This is a genomic window from Algoriphagus litoralis (genome assembly GCF_003259255.1).
GTDB lineage: Bacteria > Bacteroidota > Bacteroidia > Cytophagales > Cyclobacteriaceae > Algoriphagus > Algoriphagus litoralis.
In genome coordinates this window covers 114,602-136,347 of sequence record NZ_QGOL01000003.1, presented here as the reverse complement: position 1 = coordinate 136,347, position 21,746 = coordinate 114,602, and the positions used below count along the sequence as shown (strand labels likewise).

Annotated in this window: 19 protein-coding genes; 11 read left to right on the top strand and 8 right to left on the bottom strand. The window is 43.5% G+C overall.

Going from position 1 to position 21,746, the window contains the following annotated elements; genetic code table 11:
* Positions 1-9 precede the first annotated feature (9 nt).
* Complete coding sequence (locus tag DK188_RS03910) at positions 10-930, bottom strand: 2-hydroxyacid dehydrogenase (protein WP_111669496.1); 921 nt, start codon at positions 928-930, stop codon at positions 10-12.
* Between the two features lie 312 nt (positions 931-1,242).
* On the opposite strand from DK188_RS03910, the gene DK188_RS03905 reads away from it, so the two are divergent.
* The gene (locus tag DK188_RS03905; RefSeq protein WP_111669495.1) at positions 1,243-2,091 is read left to right on the top strand and encodes a DUF2911 domain-containing protein; all 849 of its coding nucleotides are present in this window, start codon (positions 1,243-1,245) and stop codon (positions 2,089-2,091) included.
* Positions 2,092-2,206: 115 nt separating this feature from the next.
* Here DK188_RS03905 and DK188_RS03900 read toward each other — a convergent pair whose 3' ends face one another.
* Positions 2,207-3,364 (bottom strand): methionine aminotransferase, encoded by a 1,158-nt coding sequence (locus tag DK188_RS03900; RefSeq protein ID WP_111669817.1) that lies wholly within the window; start codon positions 3,362-3,364, stop codon positions 2,207-2,209.
* Positions 3,365-3,487: 123 nt separating this feature from the next.
* Positions 3,488-3,730: a hypothetical protein gene (locus DK188_RS03895; protein ID WP_157963159.1), complete on the bottom strand. Its 243-nt coding sequence runs from the start codon at positions 3,728-3,730 to the stop codon at positions 3,488-3,490.
* A 411-nt stretch (positions 3,731-4,141) separates the two neighbouring features.
* On the opposite strand from DK188_RS03895, the gene DK188_RS03885 reads away from it, so the two are divergent.
* A complete protein-coding gene (locus tag DK188_RS03885) occupies positions 4,142-4,648 on the top strand; it encodes a YdeI/OmpD-associated family protein (protein ID WP_111669492.1) in 507 nt (168 codons plus the stop codon).
* 51 nt (positions 4,649-4,699) lie between these two features.
* Here DK188_RS03885 and DK188_RS03880 read toward each other — a convergent pair whose 3' ends face one another.
* Positions 4,700-5,872: a serine hydrolase domain-containing protein gene (locus DK188_RS03880; protein WP_111669491.1), complete on the bottom strand. Its 1,173-nt coding sequence runs from the start codon at positions 5,870-5,872 to the stop codon at positions 4,700-4,702.
* A 201-nt stretch (positions 5,873-6,073) separates the two neighbouring features.
* Between DK188_RS03880 and DK188_RS03875 the strand changes: the two genes are divergently transcribed.
* Genes DK188_RS03875 through DK188_RS03860 form a run of 4 tightly spaced genes read left to right on the top strand, consistent with a single transcriptional unit; the run spans position 6,074 to position 8,673 of the window.
* Positions 6,074-6,367, top strand: coding sequence for a hypothetical protein (locus DK188_RS03875; RefSeq protein ID WP_111669490.1), 294 nt, complete (start codon positions 6,074-6,076; stop codon positions 6,365-6,367).
* A gap of 31 nt (positions 6,368-6,398) precedes the next feature.
* Positions 6,399-7,121, top strand: a complete 723-nt coding sequence (locus DK188_RS03870) for a LamB/YcsF family protein (RefSeq protein WP_111669489.1) — start codon at positions 6,399-6,401, stop codon at positions 7,119-7,121.
* A complete protein-coding gene (gene pxpB / locus DK188_RS03865; protein ID WP_157963158.1) occupies positions 7,112-7,807 on the top strand; it encodes a 5-oxoprolinase subunit PxpB in 696 nt (231 codons plus the stop codon). The genes DK188_RS03870 and pxpB overlap by 10 nt, the downstream gene beginning before the upstream one ends.
* Entirely contained in the window at positions 7,804-8,673 is an 870-nt protein-coding gene (locus DK188_RS03860) for a 5-oxoprolinase subunit C family protein (RefSeq protein ID WP_111669487.1), read from the top strand. Before pxpB ends, DK188_RS03860 begins: the two co-directional genes overlap by 4 nt.
* Positions 8,674-8,676: 3 nt before the next feature.
* On the opposite strand, the gene DK188_RS03855 is transcribed toward DK188_RS03860, so the two are convergent.
* Positions 8,677-9,756, bottom strand: coding sequence for a hypothetical protein (locus DK188_RS03855; RefSeq protein ID WP_111669486.1), 1,080 nt, complete (start codon positions 9,754-9,756; stop codon positions 8,677-8,679).
* Positions 9,757-10,111: 355 nt separating this feature from the next.
* Here DK188_RS03855 and DK188_RS03850 point away from each other — a divergent pair, with 355 nt between their 5' ends.
* The 4 genes from DK188_RS03850 to DK188_RS03835 all read left to right on the top strand — a co-directional run bounded on the left by DK188_RS03850 (position 10,112) and on the right by DK188_RS03835 (position 15,607).
* A complete protein-coding gene (locus DK188_RS03850) occupies positions 10,112-11,299 on the top strand; it encodes a histidine kinase (protein ID WP_111669485.1) in 1,188 nt (395 codons plus the stop codon).
* The gene (locus DK188_RS03845) at positions 11,299-13,122 is read left to right on the top strand and encodes a sensor histidine kinase (protein WP_111669484.1); all 1,824 of its coding nucleotides are present in this window, start codon (positions 11,299-11,301) and stop codon (positions 13,120-13,122) included. The genes DK188_RS03850 and DK188_RS03845 overlap by 1 nt, the downstream gene beginning before the upstream one ends.
* A 106-nt stretch (positions 13,123-13,228) precedes the next feature.
* Positions 13,229-13,984, top strand: a complete 756-nt coding sequence (locus tag DK188_RS03840) for a LytR/AlgR family response regulator transcription factor (protein ID WP_111669483.1) — start codon at positions 13,229-13,231, stop codon at positions 13,982-13,984.
* Between the two features lie 108 nt (positions 13,985-14,092).
* Complete coding sequence (locus DK188_RS03835) at positions 14,093-15,607, top strand: DUF4301 family protein (protein WP_111669482.1); 1,515 nt, start codon at positions 14,093-14,095, stop codon at positions 15,605-15,607.
* 56 nt (positions 15,608-15,663) lie between these two features.
* On the opposite strand, the gene DK188_RS03830 is transcribed toward DK188_RS03835, so the two are convergent.
* Together DK188_RS03830 and DK188_RS03825 are read right to left on the bottom strand one after the other, a co-directional pair.
* Complete coding sequence (locus DK188_RS03830; RefSeq protein WP_111669481.1) at positions 15,664-16,578, bottom strand: helix-turn-helix transcriptional regulator; 915 nt, start codon at positions 16,576-16,578, stop codon at positions 15,664-15,666.
* A 454-nt stretch (positions 16,579-17,032) separates the two neighbouring features.
* Positions 17,033-17,713: a hypothetical protein gene (locus DK188_RS03825; RefSeq protein ID WP_111669480.1), complete on the bottom strand. Its 681-nt coding sequence runs from the start codon at positions 17,711-17,713 to the stop codon at positions 17,033-17,035.
* Positions 17,714-18,326: 613 nt separating this feature from the next.
* On the opposite strand from DK188_RS03825, the gene DK188_RS03820 reads away from it, so the two are divergent.
* Positions 18,327-19,397 (top strand): hypothetical protein, encoded by a 1,071-nt coding sequence (locus DK188_RS03820; protein ID WP_111669479.1) that lies wholly within the window; start codon positions 18,327-18,329, stop codon positions 19,395-19,397.
* A gap of 171 nt (positions 19,398-19,568) precedes the next feature.
* Here DK188_RS03820 and DK188_RS03815 read toward each other — a convergent pair whose 3' ends face one another.
* Positions 19,569-21,719 (bottom strand): acylase, encoded by a 2,151-nt coding sequence (locus tag DK188_RS03815; RefSeq protein ID WP_111669478.1) that lies wholly within the window; start codon positions 21,717-21,719, stop codon positions 19,569-19,571.
* Between the last annotated feature and the right edge of the window lie 27 nt (positions 21,720-21,746).

Sequence of the window (21,746 nt, the reverse complement as noted above, 5' to 3'; positions counted from 1 at the left end):
AGCCAAAAATTAATACCCTTTTTTTCGGTCTACGAGATTCAGGAGTGGCTGGTTTGATCGGAGCCGTCTGAAATTCTCAATAATCTGAGGACTTGCTGCCCTTGGATTGGTCACGCTGGCAATGTGAGGCGTAATCTGAATCCGCTCTTCTTCCCAAAACGGATGCGTATCTGGAAGAGGCTCTTGGCGGTATACGTCCAACATAGCTCCTGAAAGAAATCCTTGATTCAATGCCGGAATCAAATCCTCCTCCACCAAATGCTTCCCTCTGGCCACATTGATAAGATAAGTCCCTGTCTGGCATTTTTTGAAGAACTTCAGATCAAGGATACTTTCTGTTTCTGGAGTCAAAGGAAGCAAACATACCAGAACATTGATTTCATTGAGAAAATCCTGAAGATGATCTTTTGAGAAATAAGGATAGGGAAAGTCATCCTTTTTGGTAAAACCAAAACCAAAAACCGGAAATCCAAGGTAATTCAACTTGTCCAAAACGTCTCCTCCCAATGCACCCACTCCCATTACCCCTACTTTGACAGGAATCTCCGGATTTGACATGTCCCAAACTTTCCTTTTTTGATCCGCTTGGTAGCGGGTGATCTGACGGTGAAAGTTGAGCACGCCCATGACCACATAATTGGTCATAGACCAAGTAAGCTTTTCATCAACTATCCGTACGATGGGCATCGATGCCGGTACTGCCGGATCACTTAGAATATGATCCACACCTGCACCTAGAGAACTGATCAGCTTGAGATTGGGGAACGTATCCAAATAACCGGGAGGGTGCTGCCAAAGTAAAGCCATCTCGACATCCTCGGGCCGCTTGATGTCAGGGTAGATCTGGATATCAATGTCAGGCTGATGAAAAATAAGGGCATCGATCCAGACCTGAGGATTCCGGCCTGGGCTAATAATAGCTAAACTCATAAGTAGTGCATTTGGGTTGCTCAAGTAAAAATACCAAGTTCAAAACGTGAATAAAGTCCGCTAATCAAAAAAGCGCAGCGATTTGATAAATGGGAAAAGGCTTAAAATTCTTCACGGTGTAGTTGAAATAAATTACATGACTTTTCAACATGGCATCGAAAGACTCTGATTGGTAGCAGTTACCCTTAAACGGCATTGTTTTTTGCAATACGATCCCCACAATAATCTTCAATAAATTAATGAAATTGCGAAGCGAAAGGAACCTAATAATCCCAACTCAAATTATACCTCAAAACATAATCAATTCAGAAAATGACAAGAAAATTTTCCCTAATCCTTCTGACCTTTTTAATGGCCAGTTTTATGAGCTTTGCGCAGCAAATCCAAATGCCGCAAGCTAGCCCAAGTGCCAAAATCATCCAAAAAGTCGGATTAACAGATGTAAGTGTAGACTACAGCAGACCAAGTACCAAAGGGCGAAAAATTTTCGGAGAACTGGTCCCTTTTGGCCAAGTATGGCGAACTGGCGCTAATAATGCAACTGTTTTGACCTTCTCCACGGATGTGACAGTAGGTGGCCAACCCGTACCGGCAGGCTCTTATGCACTCTACTCCATCCCGGGTAAAAGTGAGTGGACGATCATCCTGAGCAAGAAAACAGAACTTTGGGGCGCAATGGGATATCAGCAGAGTGATGATCTCGTGAGATTCGTCGTGCCCGCCTCCAAGACCAGCAAGAAATACGAGACCTTTGAGATCGCCTTCAATAACTTCACCGACAACAGCGCCGTGGTGTCTATGAAGTGGGAAACTACCCGAGTAGATTTCAAAATTCAAACAGAAGTGGATCCAATCGTGATGGCTGAGATCAAAAAGTTGGTCATCGACACCCAGAGCACAGATCCGGCATTGTTGTTTCAGGCAGCCAGCTACTATTTCACTAACTCCAAAGACTTGAATCAGGCGTATGCCTGGGTGAAAGCATCCACCGACAGTGATCCGAAATACTGGACAGTTCACTTGAGAGCAAAAATTGAATTGGCATTGGGCTTGAAAACAGAAGCATTACAATCTGCGACCAAGTCCAAAGAAATGGCGCAAAAAGAAAATAACCCAGATTACATCGCACTCAATGAGCGATTGATTAAGACAATCAAGTAAGTTGATTTTCAAAAACAAAAAAGGCCTTCAAATTGATTTTTGAAGGCCTTTTTTGTATTGGGAAAATGACTATTGAATCTTAAATCCAGTAGTTGGTCTTATTGCACATCCAATTTCAATTCAGGATATCCTCCAATTTTTTCAATCTACTCAAGGCTTCTTCAAGCTGATCATTTTCCTTGGCAAAGCAGAATCGGATGATCTTGTCATCCTGCTTGTCCGAATAAAACACGGAAATGGGAATGCAGGCTACCTTAAGTTTCTTAGTCATCTCGATGGCAAGTTTCTGATCCGCCATTGAAGAGAGATGTCCGTATGAGGCCATTTGGAAAAAACTCCCCTGGCTCGGAATGATTTTCAAGGCCGTTTTTGCCAAACCCATTGCAAAAAGATCCCGCTTCTTTTGATAAAATCCAGGAATTGAAAGGTATCGGTCAGGTGCTTCAAGATATTCAGCAAGTGCAAACTGAATCGGCGTCACAGTGCTGAAAGTGACATACTGATGGATTTTTCTAAATTCCGCTGTCAAAGTCCTCGGTGCAATGCAATAACCGATTTTCCAGCCAGTGACGTGAAAAGTCTTCCCAAAAGAACCACAGACGAAAGTTTTTGACCTCAACTCAGGATGTCCTCCCAAAGAAAAATGAGGTTTCCCATCAAAAGTGATGTGCTCGTATACTTCATCACTGATCACGTAGATTTCTCTGCCTCTGATCAAATCTGCAAGGGTGTCCAGATCACTTTTATCCCACACAAAGCCACTGGGATTATGCGGGGTATTGACCAGAATCGCTCTGGTTTTTGGCGAAACGGAAGCTTTCACTTTTTCCCAATTCACAGAAAAGTCAGTAGAATTCAACCTTACATACACTGGAATTCCTCCATTGAGTGTCACCGCAGGTTCATAACTATCATAAGCCGGCTCCAAAATAATGACCTCATCACCACTCCGTACTACTGCTGATACCGCTGAAAATATCGCTTCTGTAGCTCCCGAAACGATTGTGACTTCAGTTTCAGGATCGGGGAAATATCCTTGAGTAAGTCGGGTTTTCTCAGCTAAAACTTCACGCAAAGCAGGGATTCCTACCATGGGTGCATATTGATTCATTCCATCTCTGACATACTTCGCGACCATTTCCAGAAGAAGAGGATCGGCCCCAAATCCCGGAAATCCTTGGGAAAGGTTGATCGCATTTTCTTCTGTAGCCAACCGGGACATTACCGTGAAAATGGTCGTTCCGATGTGCGGGAGTTTAGATTGCAGAGTCATAGGTAGTGCTTTGAGATTGTTCTTAGCGATATAGATTTCAATAAAGTAAATAATCCTCAAATCCGGTAAACGAAAAAAGCCGCAGTTATGACTGCGGCTTTCCTATTTGACTACTTTCTTGGCTTAATTCAGCTCGGAAGTAGCATTGGCTATAGTTTTTTTGCCTTTTTCGATTCCTTCAATACCAGCGTCTTTCAGCTTTTTACCAATCTGCTCACTGGTCTTTTGCAACTCACTGAGTAGTTTAAGCATTTTCTCTTTTTGCGGGCCCAGTTTTTCTCGATTCTGATACAGATAATATCCTGCAAAAATCCCAGAAGCCAATCCTCCAAGCCAAAGCGTCATTGTTAATTTTGAATTTTTCATAGGAGTAGTTTTTAGTGGTTTACTTTATTATTTTTCTTAAAAATAAAGGTTAGATTTTGAAATAAAATTTCTTAAAATCCAACTTCTATTAATTTATAACACGTAATTTATTTTTTAGGGTTTATTTAATTTTGAAAATTTGAAATAAAATCCCCAAAACAGAATTCCTTTTCGATAATTATAAGTTCAAAACCTATGCCCCATTTCAGAGGAAGTAAAATACAGCTCAGAAATCGAAAAATGGCCTTTTCCAATGAATTAAGCGGTTTGCAAAGTCTGGCGAATGTTCTCCCCCTACCCAAAATGGGTATTTTTTCCAACACTTGAAATTCCTTTTTGAATATCAAAATCGAATAAAAAAAGTTGAAATTTAAGCCTGTTTAATTCGTTCAAACCTCAAAAAATAACGCAATGGAGTTTTACGGCAAGTTGGATAAGTTTGACTTCAACCATTGGCATTTTCATATTCCTGTCCCCTTACCCATCTCAGAGCAAATGATGGATGAGCAGCACAGGAGAGTATTGACCTGGATCAAAGGAACCGGGCCCTATCACATGGCCCTCATGAAATCCAAAGAATATTGGTATATCCTAGTCAATCAAGATCTTCGCAAAAAGCTGGAATTGGATGAGTCAAACGCTTTTGCTGTTCGAATTGAGCGGGATCATAGCGAATTTGGACATGAAGTCCCAGAAGAGTTACAGGTGCTTTTGGATCAGGATGAAGAAGGAAATGAATTTTTCAGAGCTCTGACACCGGGCAAACAGCGGAGTTTGATCTACCTGGTCACCACAGTAAAAAATCCGGAATCCCGGATGAAAAAATCTCTCGCAATCCTCCATCATTTGAAGCTGGCCAAAGGAAAGCTTGACTTCAAACAATTGAATACCTGGATCAAGCACTACAACAATCTTTAAACATCAAAACCCTGAAATTCAGGGTTTTGATGTTTAATAATCAGACATAGATTAATTCCACGAATTGTCATAGGCATTTCTCAATACCAAATTTAATCCATTGGTATTGTCCAGGTTTCCTCCTCTCGCATTGGCCAAAAAGACTACCTCAACTTTGTTTTTGGGAAAAGTAATGATCAGCGTCCTTACACCCTGACCTGCATTATTCTGAAAACTGCCCTGCTTCACATAGTAGGTTCCATGATCCCCGATAAGCGGGTTGACCAAAGGATCATTTCCATCAGACCATCCAAGGAAATTTGTGTACATAAAGGTTCGCTCCACTGGATTCAGCAAGGTTTGTGAATTATTTAAAAAAGCCTGAAATCTTGCCAAATCCAGCGCACTCAGATAAAATCCCCCACTGCCCAGTCGATCCTTGGTATTGCCGATATTCCATCCTGCTGTAGAAGACGCATCCCCAACCTGGTAATACAGCACAGCTTGACTTTGGACCGTTTGACTGCTAATTCCAATCTTGTTGAAGATTCGTGAGGTCACGTATCCTTGGTAATAATTATTGACCTGATCCTCTTGATCCTGTTCCAACAGTCCATTGATCACCTGACCTTTCAATCCAAACAGCGCATATTTCAAAAGAATAAAATTGACATTGGAATAGTTGTATGCACTGTTTCTGGCTACTGCATTGGTGTTTACCAGGACTTTCATATTTCCCAAACTGGGATCCATATTCTGCGCAAACCCCGATCTGTGAGTCAATAAATCTCGGAATCTAAGGTTTCTCACTTGCGGACTAGCACCCAAAACAGCCGGAAGGTAAGGCCCTATCGCTTGATTGAGCATATTCACGACCCCATTTCCACTTTCACGCATGGCGATCAGCAAGGCAACCGTTGCGATACTTTTGTTTACACTGGCCAAATAAACCGGAGAATTGAGATCTGCCGGAGAATTTTGGCGTCCTTGAATCCAATTCCCAAACACCCCTGAATGAGCCAAATTGCCGTTTTGATTGATCACATAAGAATAACCCACCCATTGATTGCCTAATCCGGTGACTAGGTTATTTTCAAATTCATCAATGTCAAACTTTTTTTCATTCGGATTAAACTTATCCAATCCACCCGGCTTAGGAATAAACGGTGCCAATTCACATCCTGAAAAAAAGACCATCATCGTCATCATTATCAGAGCAAACGATTTTAAACTGTTGATTTTCATAGCTTTTAAATTAAGTATGATCAAATCTATACTGCTCAAAATTCACTTGTCCGGGCAAATTGACGGATCGAGCTTCTCAATTGACAGAAGCGATAAATGATTTAAATTCGATTGTTTTTTCAGCAAAAAACCCAAGATTTGAATCAGGACAGTAACATTGGAATCCTATGACACGTCCTCCTGAATAAACCTCCATTCATCATGTCAAAAAATTATTTCCTAGTCCTCGTCCTTCTTTTACTTTCTGTTTCCTTTGCCTGTGTAGAGCAAACTGATGAAGATCCACTTGATGTTTATCGGGAGATTGCCTACAACGCTTTGCCATCAGACGTCAGAGCCACTGTAATCGGAGAATATCAAGATGCAGAAGTCAGCGCCTGGGTCGATGGAAACTATCTGGTGATTTTTCAGACAAGCGACCAAGCACTAGGCCCGGTCAAAGTAGTGGTAGATCCTGTCTTGGGTGTGATGGTAGAAATTCTCCCAAGACCCTAAATTTTTGGCTTTTTCCCACTAAAACTGATACATGCCGCGATCTTCCTATACCATCAACTGCGATCTTGGAGAAGGTATTCCAAATGAGGAGTTGATCATGCCCCTGATCGATGTGGCAAGCGTGGCTTGTGGAGGACATTTTGGCGATCGAAGTACGATCCAAGACACCCTGACACTAGTCAAGCGATTTGGCAAAAAAGCTGGAGCTCATCCATCCTACCCTGATCAGGAAAACTTTGGCCGAAAGTCGCTTCAACTCACTCCTACAGATCTATTGCTGAGTATCAAAGCACAGTTGCGTCTTTTTGAAGAAGTAGCTCAGGAAAAAAATCTGGAGATCAACCACATCAAATTTCATGGGGCACTATACAACGATGCCGCTGAGGACGCAGAATTAGCCACCATTTTGGTTGATTTCCTGAAAACGGAGTTCCCTTACGTTCCGCTTTTTGTACCTCCTCGATCCGAACTGGAAAAAGCCGCAAGAGAAAAAATGCTTCCCATCCAACTGGAAATTTTTGGGGATAGGGCTTATTTGGAGAATTACAAACTGGTAAGTAGATCTCAAGAAAATTCGCTCTTTCAACAAAAAAACGAGGTAATTGCACATCTGGAGCCACTGTTCGCTCAGCAAATGATCAGAACGATAAACGGACAATTGATCCCTGTCGAAGCGGATACGATTTGTTTTCATGGTGACAATTCTGGGATTCTGGAATTTTTGCCTGCTATACTAGATCAGTTTTGGACTTAAAAGCACATTATATCGCCATCACCCCAACCCTGGGAGAAATAAACTGGGCTACCAGTCCGGATGACTTTCTTTTGGCCATTCAGTTAGGGTGGCTTGACTTTTTGGAAAAAGAATGGAGAGAACACTACTATGAGGCGAGGCAGGGATTTACCACCCTGAACATCCTGTGGAAGTCAGAGCAGGCCCAACTCACCTTTCAAAAGCAGTTTCAAAGCTTCAAAATCAAACCAAAGGTGCTTTCCTCCCAAATCTGGGAGATCCCTGTCTGCTATGCTCCAGAGTATGGATATGATTTGGGTGCTTTGGCACTTGCGCACCGCATTCGAGTCAGTGAACTGATCTCGATACATGCCTCAGTCACCTATCGCCTTCATTTTTTCGGATTTTTGCCGGGATTTCCCTATTTGAACGGGCTACCAGAGATACTTCACACGCCACGAAAGCCTGTTCCCGACAGAACAGTGGATGCCGGATCAGTAGCCATTGGCGGCAAACAAACTGGAATTTACCCTCAGGAAAGCCCCGGGGGATGGCATGTCATCGGCAGAAGCCCTGTGCAACTCTTTGACATTCAACGCGACCCTCCTGTCATAGCTTCACCCGGAGACCGGCTGAAATTTGAGCCGATTGACTCGGATGAAATGGAAAAAATGTTGATTTCGCCTCCCTATCCACGAAAGCGATGAGTAAGGAAATGGCGATAGCAACCCTGATCAAATCGGGGCCCGGCTCCTCTATTCAGGATTTGGGAAGAATAGGATTAGCCAGATACGGTGTACCCCACTCAGGTCCAATGGATATGAAATCCTTTGCATGGGTCAATCACATTCTCCAAAATGAAGTGTACAATGCGGTCTTGGAGATCGCACAGCCCGGATTTTTGATTCGATTTGATTCTCCCACTTGTCTGGCCCTAGCCGGTGGGCAAGCGACGATCTCGCTAAACGGACAAGAAATCGAAAAATCCACAATGCTATCTGTCAAATCGAATGACGAGCTGGAAATAGGCGGTTTCCAGACTGGGGCTCTGATTTATATTGGAATTCGATATGGATTTAAATCTCCTAAGGTGATGGGATCCAGAAGTTTTTACAGCGGTCTCACTGCCTCGGGTTTTCTGCACAAAGGAGACAAGCTGACCTATTTCAATGATTCCAATGCGACTCCTCTGTTCAATGCAAAGGCAAAATGGTCAACAGACTGGTTTCAAACTGATCGAATTGACGTATATCCGGGGCCTGATTTTCATCTCCTAGAGGATAAAGTCAAAGAAAAACTTTGGTCTCAGGCTTTCAAGATTTCCCAACAATCCAACCGGATGGGGACTCAATTGCTGGAGTTAGTGGAAAATTCGCTGCCCGAACTCCCGACCAATCCGGTTTTCCCAGGCACGGTGCAATTGACTTCCGGAGGCAAAGTCATCATCCTCGGTCAGGACGCTCAAGTCACTGGTGGTTATCCTCGTATTCTTCAGTTAACCGATCTTGCTAAAAGTATTTTGGCACAAAAAAAACCGGGTCAGTCGATCCGGTTTTCCTTGATGAGAAAGTAGCGATTACCTGCCTGGTGCTGTGCCTGAACTTTTGGAAGCAGCCCATTTGCTCCAGAAGAGCCACATTTCAAATTCAAATTTACGTCGGTTCAACTGGATAGCTGCCCAATCCAAATCTCCCGAAGCGTCATATTTTTCATTGATCAATCCAAATATTGACCCGCCCGCTCCAAAGGCTAAGAATGTCCCTCTGGAATCACCAAGATTTACTCCATATCTCCTGGCCATGCTTTCGATAATTATCCAGTCCTTGTGATCCCCGTTGGATTGAGTAGGAGCAGGATTGTCAGCAATTTTCTGAACGGCAGGCAAAATCAAAGCAATGGCAACTGGATCAAGGTCTGTACCCCACTTCAGGTCATTGAGCGCAGCAGCAGTAGGAACTGATTTACCTTCAGCCCTTTTCAAGACCGGTAAAAACTCCACCATTTCTTCGAGTTGAGGTGCCTGGATCGGAGGAATACTATCACAGGCTGGATTATTCCGATCTGGGCATCCTCCCATGGCGTTGCCAGGTCCATTCTTTCCAATGTATTTCAATAAATGATACGCCGATTTATTATCCGTCGATTCGCCCTTGATATCCCCTATTTTTAGATATCCGGCCATTGAAGCCAGTGCATCGTCATCGTCACGGAATTTCGCAGCCACAAGGTCATATTCAATCTCATGTTCATCACCTCTCATCGCCTGATGATTTCTCCTGGCGAGGGGACTGAGAAACCGGCCATTTCGCTCAATATTGGAATCAAAAATTTTCAATGATTCATTGATCATCTCTGCCACAAACTGATCCGCTGAACGACTGCTCTCAAAGGTCCGGTTGACCTTATCCAGAGGAAGGTATGAAGGCAGCATCTGGTAGGTAATTTCCATCAGCCGATGTGCTTTGGTTGCCTCTTCTACCTTCCACTGAGTTTCTACCTTCCCTTTACTTTTCCTCAAATTCTCTCCATTCGAATCATTTTCTGCCAAAAGTTCTGCCTCGGCAGATTCCGGAGTTAACGCCTCCTGAATGATGGGATCGCAAGCTGAGCCAAGTAGCAAGGCTCCAATTCCAAAAGCTAAAATGTACTTTTTCATGTTGTTATTAAGTTTGATTTGGTTACCGTTTTCAAAGGGGACTTCCCTTTGGACGAGTCAAACTTAGCCTCAGCTTCTCTTTTCATTTTTGCTCAATTCATAGATTGGCCCTGTGAATTGACGGATCGACTGGGGGATTTTATTTTTGCCAAAAAAGGCGCTTAACACGTTCAAAACCCATTTTTTAGGCCTATTTCGAATTTCCTTTATCCAAGCTTCAAATCCGTCAATTGAGAAAGCCCATCTGTCAATTGAGCCGGATTATTCCACATCTGCACCCTAGATTGCAGATTATTCCTTGCTGATATTTATCGAAGAAAATTGCCTGCAAGCTTTACCTTATTCAAGGCAAACAATGAAATCCGTGAATTCCATCCGTCCCCAAGACATCGAAGAGATTCTTTTCCATTTTTCCACCTCCATGTTTTCAATGGAGACGGAAGAGGATATTCTCTGGGACATGGTCAAAAACTGCATTTCCATCTTAGGATTCGAAGATGCAGTAGTCTATCTCTTGGATGATTCAGGAAAGTATCTGGTACAGAAAGCAGCTTTGGGACCCAAAAATCCTGAAGGGGAGCAATTGCTTAATGCCATCAAGATTCCTCTCGGAAAAGGTGTGACTGGACGCGTGGCTGCTTCAGGGCTGCCCTTAATCATCGAAGACACCCTGTTGGAGTCGGATTACATTCAGGATGATCAATTCCGCCTTTCAGAGATCGCAGTTCCCATTCTTTTGGAAGGCAAAGTCATTGGCGTGATAGACAGCGAAAACTCCCGCCGGGGCTTTTTTACGGATCAGCATCTTCGGATTTTGCTCGCTGTGGCATCTATCTATGCTGGTCAAATCGCACGTATTAGAGCCGAGCAAAAAGTCAAATCGGAACAATTTGAACGCTGGAAAATCCAACAAAAAGCGACCAAACTCCAGATAGAGGCCATCTCTGCACAGCTCAGCCCACATTTTGTCTTTAATTCGCTCAATGCAATCCAGCATTTCATTATGACCGAGGACAAGAGATCTTCACTCCGGTTCTTATCCATTTTTGGTAAGTTGCTACGGTATTTTATTATGCAACTAAGTCAAGAGACCGTGTCTGTAGCACAGGAGATTCAGATGATAGAGTGGTACTTACAGCTACAAAAACTCCGGTATGGCGAAAAACTTAAATTCCAGATCATCTCTCATGGGTCCAAGCTTCACCCTAACTCGAAAATTCCCGCAATCATCGTCCAGAGCCTTATCGAAAACCTCCTGGAAGAACAGATCCATTCCTCGAACGGCGATTTGGGAATTCGAATAGAATTTTGGCTTGAGAAAGAAATAATCGAACTTAAAGTATGGATTAACAATAAGGTTAAGGAAAATGAATCCGGAGTGCAGACCGACTACTTCAGATCCATTACCCCTTGGCAGGAATATATTTCTCTCATCAATGAAATCCGGCCTTTTGAAATAAAGAGCGCTATTAAAATGCAGGCATGTCCTGATGAAAAAGAAGAATGTAAAGTGGTCCAAATCACCTTTCCCAACCTTGCCTGATGTCGAGTAAAGCCTGTTTTTTAGTTTTGTTTTGCCTTGTGAACGGGATGAAAACATGGGCTCAGGACCTTTCTTCAGAATATCAATTAACTGTAAATCCCAAAATACTCCGACTGGAAAATCCTGCTGGAATTGATTCCATCCTACAGATCGCAGCTCAGGGGCACTTTGATCAGTCAGCGGATCTTGGCATCGCTGACCATGAATTCGAGTATTGGTTTGAGATAGACTTCGCTGCGTATGCAGATCTTCTTGTCCGGGAAGATTCTATTTATTTCTATCCTGGAGCAGTAGAGATCAGTCATCTATATCTCAATCCAGCAGGACAGATCCGAGAACTCAGCCTGACCCTCATGGGTGATCATGACTTGAAGCGCAATAAGTACCAGAATATCCATTACCTCCCGATAGCGGTCAATGATCTTTTTGATGGTTCCAAAATCTATGTGAAATCCAGGTATCTCCGGGCCACACCCGATTTGAGTAAAAAGATTTTTGCTTTTTCCACTCCGGAGGCCCATCGGTTATTTGCGGGTTTTATCAGTCCTACGTCATTTAAAATCCAAGTTTTGGCTTATTTTTTCTTGGGTGTGGCGGCTGTTTTGATGGTTTTCAATCTGATTCTTTTCTTCTATGTCAAAGAATACCAGTTTATCTATTATGGTGCTTTTCTACTGTTCCAACTGATCTATTATTCACGGATCAGTCCCAGCTTGGCGGACTACTTCGGCTACGACTTTCCCTGGTATTACTTTTGGCTGACGACCGTTTCCCAGCTGTTGATCAACCTCTTTTATCTTCTTTTCATCAGGCATTTTCTGGAATTCAAGCGAGTTCTACCAGCCTTTGACCGGATCGTCAGAGCCATTGCCTGGCTCCTGATCGGCTTAATAGTGATCAATTCTTCGATTATCTTTTTCAATCCATACAGCTTGTTGCAATCCCAACTGATGGATGGGCAGCGCTATTTTATGGCGGGATTTGCCTTTGTAGGGATCATTTACCTTTGGTTCAGATATCCCAACAGGCTCAAATACTTTGTCATCGCAGGCACCTTAATTTTTACCACCGGAGCCTTGATGACGATGTTTCTGCTTCGATTGGACTACATGATCACCGGTTCGGCGATCGAAAGCACCATCTTTGCCCTTGGGCTTTCCTACAAAATCAAAACCATCAATCAGGAAAAACAAAATGCTGAAAAGGATGCTTTCAAAACCAAATTGGGAGCACTGAGAGCCCAAATTAACCCGCATTTTATATTCAACAGTCTGAGCTCTATCCAGCACCTGATCAATAGTGGCCAAAAAGAAGCCGCCCTCTCCTATCTGAGCAAGTTTAGCAAATTCGTCCGGCAAGTGTTGGAAAACTCCATCGATGTCCAAGTGACACTGGATAAGGAAATCGAACTGCTCCGAGTCTACCTCGATCTGGAATCGCTACGCTTTGACCATAGTTTTTCTTTTCAGATTGACTTCCCTGAGCACTCCGACCTGCGCTATCAGGAAGTTCCGATGCTGATCGTGCAACCCTTTGTAGAAAATGCGATTAAACATGGCCTGATGCCAAAGCAAACCGGCGAACGGAAGGTCTGGATCAGGTTCCAGGATAGAATAGATCATATCCTGTGTGAAGTAGAGGATAACGGAATCGGAAGAGCCGCTTCTGCAGCGGCAAAAGGCACCAATCAACGTCCATCCAGAGGAATGACGCTGACAGAGGAGCGCCTCAAAATGGTGAATGGAGTCGAAAATCAGCCTCAAATTCTGATAGAAGACTTGCCTCAAGGCACGAAGATCTCCATCAAACTGCCCAAATTATGAAAGCCAGAAGTACATCTGGGAAAATTGTGACACCAACTATTCTTCATCCTGACCGCTATTTGCTTTGCTCTTGGAATGAAGAAAATCAAAGAAAAATGAGAATCCTATGCCAATAAAACTAAACGCTATCATCGTTGAGGATGAATTCCACAGCAGGGAGACTTTAAAAAGTTTTCTGAAGGAATATTGCCCCGAAGTAGCCGTCGTAGACACCGCTGCTACTGTGACTGAGGCCGTAGAAAAGATCTCACAGCTTCATCCTGATTTGGTATTCATGGATATCGAACTCCAGACTGGGACAGGTTTTGATGTATTGCAAAAAGTACGTCACCTTGATTTCCATCTCATTTTCACTACGGCCTTTGAGCACTATGCCATCAAAGCCATCAAATTCAGCTCCATTGATTACCTCCTGAAACCGATCGATTTGGACGAATTGATCCTGGCAGTGCAGAAAGCCAAAAACCTCATCGCTTCTGAAAATCATCAGCATCTACTGGAAAATCTCCTGAGCAACATGCAGTCAGGTTCTCTGGAAAACCGCAAAATCTGCCTCTCGACTGCCGAAGGAGTAGAATTCATCCCTACCAAGGAAATTCTCTTCTGTGAAGCAAATGGATCCTATACCGACTTCCATCTCTCCGACCGGCGAAAACTCGTCGTCAGCAAAAATCTCAAGGAATACGAAAATATGCTTCAGGACGCCAATTTCATGCGTGTTCACAACAGCTTCCTGATCAATCTTGGTGAAGTAAAGAAGTATATCCGGGCTGAGGGGGGATATATCGTCATGAACAACGACAGACAGGTAAGTATTTCTCCCGGGAAGCGGGAAGAGTTCCTGAAACGAATGGGCTTTTGAGGGCAATCTTTTTGAATTTGATTTTTTTTCAAAAAAATAAACAAGGGGATTTGAGCAAAGCAAAGAAGCCTGCTATCTTACCTCTGCAACTTTTATAACCCAAAAACCATGGATACTACGCTAAAAAGCAAAATAGAGGCACAGGGAATGAACCCTGAAACAGTAGCGCAGCAGATTGATAATTTCAAAAACGGCTTCCCTTTTCTGAAAATCACCGGCCCGGCTACTCCACAAGATGGAATCAGAGTCCTCAGCGAAACGGAATTGGCACATTTCACCCAAACCTATCCGGAAAAAGCGGCGAAGATTGACGTGGTGAAATTTGTACCCGCTTCTGGAGCTGCCTCCCGGATGTTCAAGGATTTGTTCTCTTTTTTGGAAGGTGACGGTGACTTGTCTAAAAGCAGTTTTGTACAGAAGTTCATCGCCAACATCTCAAAATTTGCTTTTTATGCTGATCTGGATGAATCGTTACAGCAAAAAGGAAGCAGCATTCAGGCCTGTTTAGATTCCGGAGATGCCAAGAAGATCATTTCAGAATTGCTGTCCGAGGATGGATTGGCCTACGGCAGCCTTCCCAAAGGACTCCTGCGCTTCCACAGCTATCCTACCGAAAACCGTACCCCAGCACATGAACATCTGGTGGAAGGCGTGCAGTATGGCATCGGGAAAAATAACACTGTCAAAATCCACTTCACGGTTTCTCCCGAACATGAAGAAAAATTCAAGCTCGAAATTGATTCCGTCTTGGCGGGCCTTAAGGCCTCAATCGGACTGAAGTTTGAAGTCAGCTATTCCCAGCAGAAAAAATCCACCGACACCGTGGCGGTCACCATGGCGAATGAACCTTTCGAAGAATCCGACGGAAGTCTGCTCTTCAGACCAGCAGGTCATGGCGCGCTTTTGGAAAATCTCAATGACATCAAAGCGGATCTGATTTTCATCAAAAATATTGACAATGTCGTACCGGACCGCCTGAAAGAACCCACCAAAACCTACAAAATGGCCATTGCAGGATTGCTTTTGGAGGTACAGGAGAAGGTTTTTTCGGCCCTCAGCGGAATGGAAAGCGGAGTGAGTGATTCTTTCGTAGGCATGGCGGAAAGCGTCTATACGGGAGATTTGGGAGGTAAGCTTCCTGCTGATTTTGATTCACTTTCGCTCGAGGAAAAAGCAGCGTTCCTACAAGCCAAACTAAACCGACCGATCCGAGTCTGCGGCATGGTTAAGAACACCGGCGAACCCGGAGGCGGACCTTTTTGGATCTTGGAAGCGGATGGTTCGCAATCCCTTCAGATCCTCGAAACTGCCCAAATCGACCTTACCGATTCGGAATCCAAGAAACACTTCCAAGCCTCTACCCACTTCAACCCCGTGGATCTTGTCTGTGGAACCAAGGATTACCAAGGCAATTCCTTTGATCTCCTGAAATTCAGAGATATGCAGACTGGATTTATCACCGAGAAATCGAAAAGCGGTCGCGATCTTAAAGCACTCGAACTTCCAGGCTTATGGAATGGCGCCATGGCAGGTTGGAACACACTATTTGTCGAAGTGCCACTGATCACCTTCAATCCGGTAAAAACTGTCAACGACCTTCTTCGGGACGAGCATCAGGGATAACCGAATTTGAGATTTGGGGTTTGAGATTTGAAAATTCGAATCTCAAATCTCAAACCCTAAAACACTCCTCGATCAAGCTGCTCCTTCAGGTAAGCACGCATTTCCTCCCCTTCTTCTAGTTTGACCTCACCGGGAAGTCCCAGGATAAATCGAGCTAAGCCCGGCAATTGGGCCACTTCACCAATGAAATAGTAGTGATTTCGGTTTTTGATCGTCATAAAAGGCAAAGCATTGGGGTGCTCCTCCAGCATGAGCTGATACGCCTTTTTGCTGAGCTTTAATTTGACCGGGAATTTCCGCTTTCCAGTATATCCAAAAAGCGCCTGTCCAGGCAGCTCGTGTTTGCTTTCGTATTTCCATGCCTCCGAACCGAGCACCACATCTCCTATCCGCTCTATTTTGAAAACTTTCATGCTTTTGCTCTCCAATTCAAAGGCATGGATATTTTCATAATCCGAAGAGAATCCGACCGGTTCCACCAAGCGATCCGAGACCGTATCGCTGCTGAGTGAATAGTAATCCTTGAGCCAGAGTTGCTTTTTCAAGGAAATCCCCTGCCCGATCAGGTCGACAAATCGGCCCAAGTTGGCCTTGAAGAGTTGCTCGGAGCCTTGCTTGACTTCGGACTTGAGCTGGAGTTTTTGCAGAAGGGAATCCCGGAGCAGATTGGATTTCCCTTGGCTCTCGATCAGGCTTTTGAGCCAGACATTTTCCTCTTGGGAAAAAGTCCCAAAAGTCGAGGCAGCGGAGAGGTATTCGGGCCGTTCGTTAATTTTGTACTTGTTAAATTCCTTGATCACCACAAAACCCAAGGCTTCCAAAAGTTTGAAATACCGGTAGATCGTGCGCTCATCCGTCTCCAAAAGTTCCGCTAGCCGATGAACCGGCTTGCCGATTGTTCCCTGTAGGAGATTAATCAATTTAAATACCCGAAGAATTTTCTGCTGTTCGATTTGTCCCGATTTGGCCATGGCATGTCTTGATAAGGAACTAAAAATAGGAAATTGCCTTTTGGTATCCGAAAGTAATGACAGCGATTGTCGGGGAAAGGGGTACTTCGGAAATACCCTCTTTCCTCTTTGATATCCTCCAAATGAAAAAAATGACCCGGTACGGGTCTGATATCGGTAGAAAACATCGCTAGATAGAACAATACGACCCCTATCGAGTTCGAATATATTTGGGTACATGATTTTCTCTACCCAGATATCATCCCTACGGGATGGGAATGAACACGGCCAATAATTCTAAAAGATAGTAAAGTGTAAATCTACACCTAGCGCCAAGAGAACCTCAAAGAAGAAAGGCATTAGACTACTCAGAGGTGGGGCCGATTTATCGGTCAAGTCTAGTTACAAAACCTTTGAACCTAACTCTAATTCTACAGTCAGTATGGTGCTTTTATGATGGACACTTTCATTCCTTTTATTCAATTCTTAAATTAAATCGCTCAATATGGAAATTTGGGTATTCATTATTAATAGTGGTCAGATCATATGCTCCAACTTCTAAGATATAATTTCCAGGTTTAAAATTTGAAGAAAATGAAATTAGAGATTTTTCGTCTACCAATGCGAATTGATCTTGCCATATTTGGATATAGTTCGAATTTTCCTCCTTCTCCAAAATTGAAACATAAAAAGGACTTAATTCAATTTCCCCTTTTTTGTAAAATGTCTCAACTGTAACTTCAATTTTTTCATTTCTTTTAAATTCATTTGAATTTAATCTTATTACTCCAATTGAATTAAAAGGAGAATTAATATACCCCTTTACATTTTTCGGTAAGCTAAACAACGGCCTATTTAAGCTAGCTAAAGCCTTCCTTGAAATATCCGGCTTCTTTGAAGAAATAATATTAGTTGTAATATCTGGTCTAATTATACTTAAATTATTTAGTTTCAAGGAATCAATTTTGCTTTTTAAATCTTCCTCAATTTTTGAATAAATGGAATCAATTGAAAGATTGATTTCTGTATTATTTTCATGATTCTTATTTCTCCCAATCTGTATATTTAAAAAATTTTTCAAAAAATCATAGTCAGGAACTATTTCAACTATTGTAATTGTGGTGTCTTTGGCTTCATTTTGGTTAATTACATACACTTTCTCTGGCTATTTGTAGGAATCAAAGATTTGCTGAAAAACAAATAAAATAAATCCTCCAACTAAAGCCCAAATAAATGGATGTATTTGATTCTTACTAAAGAGCTCCTTAATATGTTCGCTGAAAAATAATTTGGATTTTTTCATCCCTCACCCTCCTTCCACTATCCTTATCTCCTCTTCCGTCAATCCAAATTTTTCATACATCAAGGCGTCGATTTCGCGGTAGAGGCTTTTGGTGGAGAAATTTGAGCTAGATGACTTTTCCATTTGCAGTTCTTTTCTCTAAAGATATCTGTTTACCTGAAAACGAAAAGCAATTTTGTGGATGTGGACGGGAAATGTCGGAGGAATTCTATTTTTCTTTTCGGAATAAAATCGCCAAACCTTACCATAAACCGGGTAAAAAAGCTCACCTTCGTTGATTGAGCCCTGATTGTAAAAGACTTTTGGCAAAAGCGGATGAGATTATCGATGTCAATATCATCGAAGATCCGACTTACAAGCTTGTAGTGGACGATTTAGCCTAAAAATCCCAGAGAATTACCCCGTGGAATTGATTTCCCGTTTCGGGTGTTGTCCTTGTGTGAATACCAAATAAAAAAGAAAGAAGATGATCGAGAATGCAACAAATGAAGAAGTTCAAGGACAAATTGAAACCGAAAAAGAAAGAGAGGGGCTGAAAGTTCTCATCACATCAGAAAACCCACAGGAAGATCTGATCGCCAAACTGTCAAATCTAGAAATTGACGTGCAGTGGCAGAAAATAGCCGAACCGCTTACCGGACTGGAGGACACATTTACGTTTAGACACCTCAAGCCGGTATTTGACTATGCTGAGAAAAACGGCATCGATCTGGTCATTGCGGTGGATTCCACTTACGATAAGTTTACACTGGGTGTGCGAAAGCTTGTATCTGGAAGCTTTGTGCTGCTCAATATTCACCATACTTCCCTGATTCTTGCCAAGCTTTTGCTTGAAAATCATGGGTCACTGAGTTGCAAAAAGTCGATTTTCATCACCGATTTGTTGGAAAAACTCTTTGCAAAGCATGATGCGTCGATTACCACCATTCCCAACTTGCCTACTCCACTGAAGGAGCATGCGGATTTTTTGATGTCGGAACCTGACGAGACGCTCTTCATTTCTGAAAATCAGGAAATCCTACTTAAAGGACAGCAAGACAGCTTGGGCTACTTACTGTCGAGATTGATTTTAGCTGCGAAAAAGGCAAAAAGTGAGGACCATACCCTTTTTGACAGCTTGATAGCCATCTACACGGATTATGGATTTCAGCGCGAAAAAAATCTGGCTGTTTCCATTGAAGAACCTTCACAGAAGCTCTTTTTCAAAAAGGTAATCGCCCGACTGAAAAAGAAACCGCCTTTGACTCTAGGCATGACCGAGATCACCAGCATCGAAGACCTGAGCAACGGGACGCTGAAAAATCTCCTGAGCGGAAGAATCATTCCCTCCAAATCTCCGGCCGCCAATGCACTTCAGGTGCAATTGGGCAACAATAGCCGATTCCTCATTTTTCCAACAGAGCAGAAGATCAATTTTTTCTTCACCAGCCATGGCAAATTGATCAAGAAGGACGACTTCACGACCCTGAGCCAGCAGTTTGATCAGCGAGTGGTAAAGCTCCTATCCGAGATCAACAGACTTGGATTGGAGAATTAGTAGGATGTTAGGGAGCTAGGAGCTCAAGAAGTTGGGTGGATTGGAAAATGTCATTGACCATTTCCTCCCCTTTCTATTCCCATTTTTGAATCCAACAGGATAGCTAAGTATGCTTTCCGGTTGGATTTTTTTTATTCAAAAAAGCCCGATCTAAAATCGGGCTTCTTGGATTTACTTTCGCTGACCTGGACGATAGCGCTCTTTTTCTCGTTTCTCCACATCTTCCTTATAAAATGCCACCTCTTTGAATTCCACATCGGCATAGCGCTGGGCCTGGTCAAAGAAGTGAGGGCTATTTGGATCGGCGCTTTGACCGCCAGCGAGGATGGTCTTGGCTTTTACTTTTTCGCCAAATTCCACTACAGTTACAAAGCTATTTCCACGATAGCCATAGAGTCGCTTGGTTCCTTCAAAAGTTCTGGCTCCAAAAGCAGCCAAAGCTCCCCAATTGCCGGAAGCAAGACCTATGGGGACGTATGGTGCACTGTCATCATATTTCAGCTCGATATCCCCGGAGAGACGCTGGAAGCGGTTGATCTCTGACCAAGGCTTATTCCAAGTGCCAAAGTCGGCATTCATCTGGGCAATGGTTTTTTCAAACACTGCTACAAGCTCAGCTGTAGTAGGCACTTTCGCATCCGGCATCGGATTGATGAACCGGTTCATGCTCCGGAACTCGCGCTGGTAATTTTCCCCGTAGAAATGGGCCACTGACATTGCCACCGATACCTTGGAAGTCCGATAATCCCAGGCCTTCAACAGCTCAATAACCTCTTTCTGCTCAGATTTCCCACTTTTCTCCAAAGCGGCAATCAGCTCAGGCATCAAAAACTCAAAGGCAGGCAAATACGGATCATACGCCAATTGAAGGAAGCTGTCCAAATTCAATTTCTCCACTTCCTGAAGAACTTTGATTGCATGAACACCCCGGAAATTTTCTGCATCCGGAGCCATGTAGGCCGGATAATCTTCCTTTTTGGGACTGAATTCCGCTGCTGCAGTAAAGGGCGTTGAGTTGCAGTTTTGGATCCATCCATTCTCAGGATTGAGGATCAGAATACTTTCATCTACGGTATGCAAGCCTTGCCAATCTGTCGCCGGATTGCTACCGTCCACTGGTTTTGAAAAGTCAAATTCGGGGTTTCGCTTCGGTATAAAGTTGCCATGGAAATAGGCAATATTGCCCTCAGCATCCGCAAAAACGGTATTATTGGAGGAGTTGGTACGGATATCCATCATGTCTTTAAACTCCGCGTAGTTGTTCAATTTGGTTCGGGTATAGCTTTGTGAAAGGGCTTTGACCGGATCCCAATTGATTTTGGTAGCGACCCACTTATCGCCGTTTTTGTGGGTAATCGGACCGTGGTGCGTTCGGTAGAAGGTGAATTCTTTTTCTTTCAGTTCGGCTCCTTCTTTGTATTTCAAGACCAAGGTTTGTTGCTCCACATCCCGGAGTTCTTCCCCGTATTTGTATTGGAACTTGCCAGCTGTCTCCACGATCTCTTCTTCAAATTCATCCTTGAAATCGACAAAAGTAGAGGTATGGATAAATCCGGTTTTCTCATTGAAACCTTGATACACAAAAAATTGGCCCCAGATTACCGCACCATAGACATTTAGACCTTCCTCACTGACTACATGCACTTCCGGACGGAAATAAAAGGAGGTATGCGGATTGATCAGTAGCATGGCGTTACCTGATTCGCTGAGCTCAGGTGAGATGGCTATTCCATTGGAGCCTTGGGGCTCGACTAGCAAGTCCTCTTCGACAAAGGCTACCGCTTCATTGGCCTCGTAAAAAGCTTCAATTCCTCGGGTAGAAATGCTCTCGATATCCCCACCGATGGAGCCCTCGAAGAAAAACATTGGCATCCAAGGTTCGTAATGGGTAATCACTTGAGGATTCGCCTCTGGATGGGTATGCAGGTAGTAGTTGACTCCATCAGCAAAAGCCACACAAAGCTCCTTGAGCCAATCCGGAGCGGTCTCATAAGCTGCTTTAGCCTCTGCTTCGGTCATGTAGAGATTGGCTCTCAGATCAGAGTAAATAGCCTCCTCCCCTTCCAATTCGGCCAGTCGACCGATTGCCCAGACATAGTTTCGTTCCACCCGACGGAAATCATCCTCGCACTGCGCATAGAGCAAACCGAAAACAGCATCTGCATCTGACTCGCCATAAATATGAGGCACGCCAAAATCATCACGGACAATCTCCACTCGCTCAGCCTGCGCTTCCCAGCGGCTGAGTTCGGGGTGTTGGGTTGGACTTTGACAGGAAAAAAGAGCGATCAGGCCGATCAAGCCAATAAATCTCCGAAGCATAGCATTTGGGTGAAAGTGTGATTTCGA

What these genes read in the sequence shown, in the direction of transcription:
- DK188_RS03910 (WP_111669496.1), bottom strand. Translation starts at nt 930, where the DNA reads ATGAGTTTAGCTATTATTAGCCCAGGCCGGAATCCTCAGGTCTGGATC.
- DK188_RS03905 (WP_111669495.1), top strand. Translation starts at nt 1,243, where the DNA reads ATGACAAGAAAATTTTCCCTAATCCTTCTGACCTTTTTAATGGCCAGT.
- DK188_RS03900 (WP_111669817.1), bottom strand. Translation starts at nt 3,364, where the DNA reads ATGACTCTGCAATCTAAACTCCCGCACATCGGAACGACCATTTTCACG.
- DK188_RS03895 (WP_157963159.1), bottom strand. Translation starts at nt 3,730, where the DNA reads ATGAAAAATTCAAAATTAACAATGACGCTTTGGCTTGGAGGATTGGCT.
- DK188_RS03885 (WP_111669492.1), top strand. Translation starts at nt 4,142, where the DNA reads ATGGAGTTTTACGGCAAGTTGGATAAGTTTGACTTCAACCATTGGCAT.
- DK188_RS03880 (WP_111669491.1), bottom strand. Translation starts at nt 5,872, where the DNA reads ATGAAAATCAACAGTTTAAAATCGTTTGCTCTGATAATGATGACGATG.
- DK188_RS03875 (WP_111669490.1), top strand. Translation starts at nt 6,074, where the DNA reads ATGTCAAAAAATTATTTCCTAGTCCTCGTCCTTCTTTTACTTTCTGTT.
- DK188_RS03870 (WP_111669489.1), top strand. Translation starts at nt 6,399, where the DNA reads ATGCCGCGATCTTCCTATACCATCAACTGCGATCTTGGAGAAGGTATT.
- DK188_RS03860 (WP_111669487.1), top strand. Translation starts at nt 7,804, where the DNA reads ATGAGTAAGGAAATGGCGATAGCAACCCTGATCAAATCGGGGCCCGGC.
- DK188_RS03855 (WP_111669486.1), bottom strand. Translation starts at nt 9,756, where the DNA reads ATGAAAAAGTACATTTTAGCTTTTGGAATTGGAGCCTTGCTACTTGGC.
- DK188_RS03850 (WP_111669485.1), top strand. Translation starts at nt 10,112, where the DNA reads ATGAAATCCGTGAATTCCATCCGTCCCCAAGACATCGAAGAGATTCTT.
- DK188_RS03845 (WP_111669484.1), top strand. Translation starts at nt 11,299, where the DNA reads ATGTCGAGTAAAGCCTGTTTTTTAGTTTTGTTTTGCCTTGTGAACGGG.
- DK188_RS03840 (WP_111669483.1), top strand. Translation starts at nt 13,229, where the DNA reads ATGCCAATAAAACTAAACGCTATCATCGTTGAGGATGAATTCCACAGC.
- DK188_RS03835 (WP_111669482.1), top strand. Translation starts at nt 14,093, where the DNA reads ATGGATACTACGCTAAAAAGCAAAATAGAGGCACAGGGAATGAACCCT.
- DK188_RS03830 (WP_111669481.1), bottom strand. Translation starts at nt 16,578, where the DNA reads ATGGCCAAATCGGGACAAATCGAACAGCAGAAAATTCTTCGGGTATTT.
- DK188_RS03820 (WP_111669479.1), top strand. Translation starts at nt 18,327, where the DNA reads ATGATCGAGAATGCAACAAATGAAGAAGTTCAAGGACAAATTGAAACC.
- DK188_RS03815 (WP_111669478.1), bottom strand. Translation starts at nt 21,719, where the DNA reads ATGCTTCGGAGATTTATTGGCTTGATCGGCCTGATCGCTCTTTTTTCC.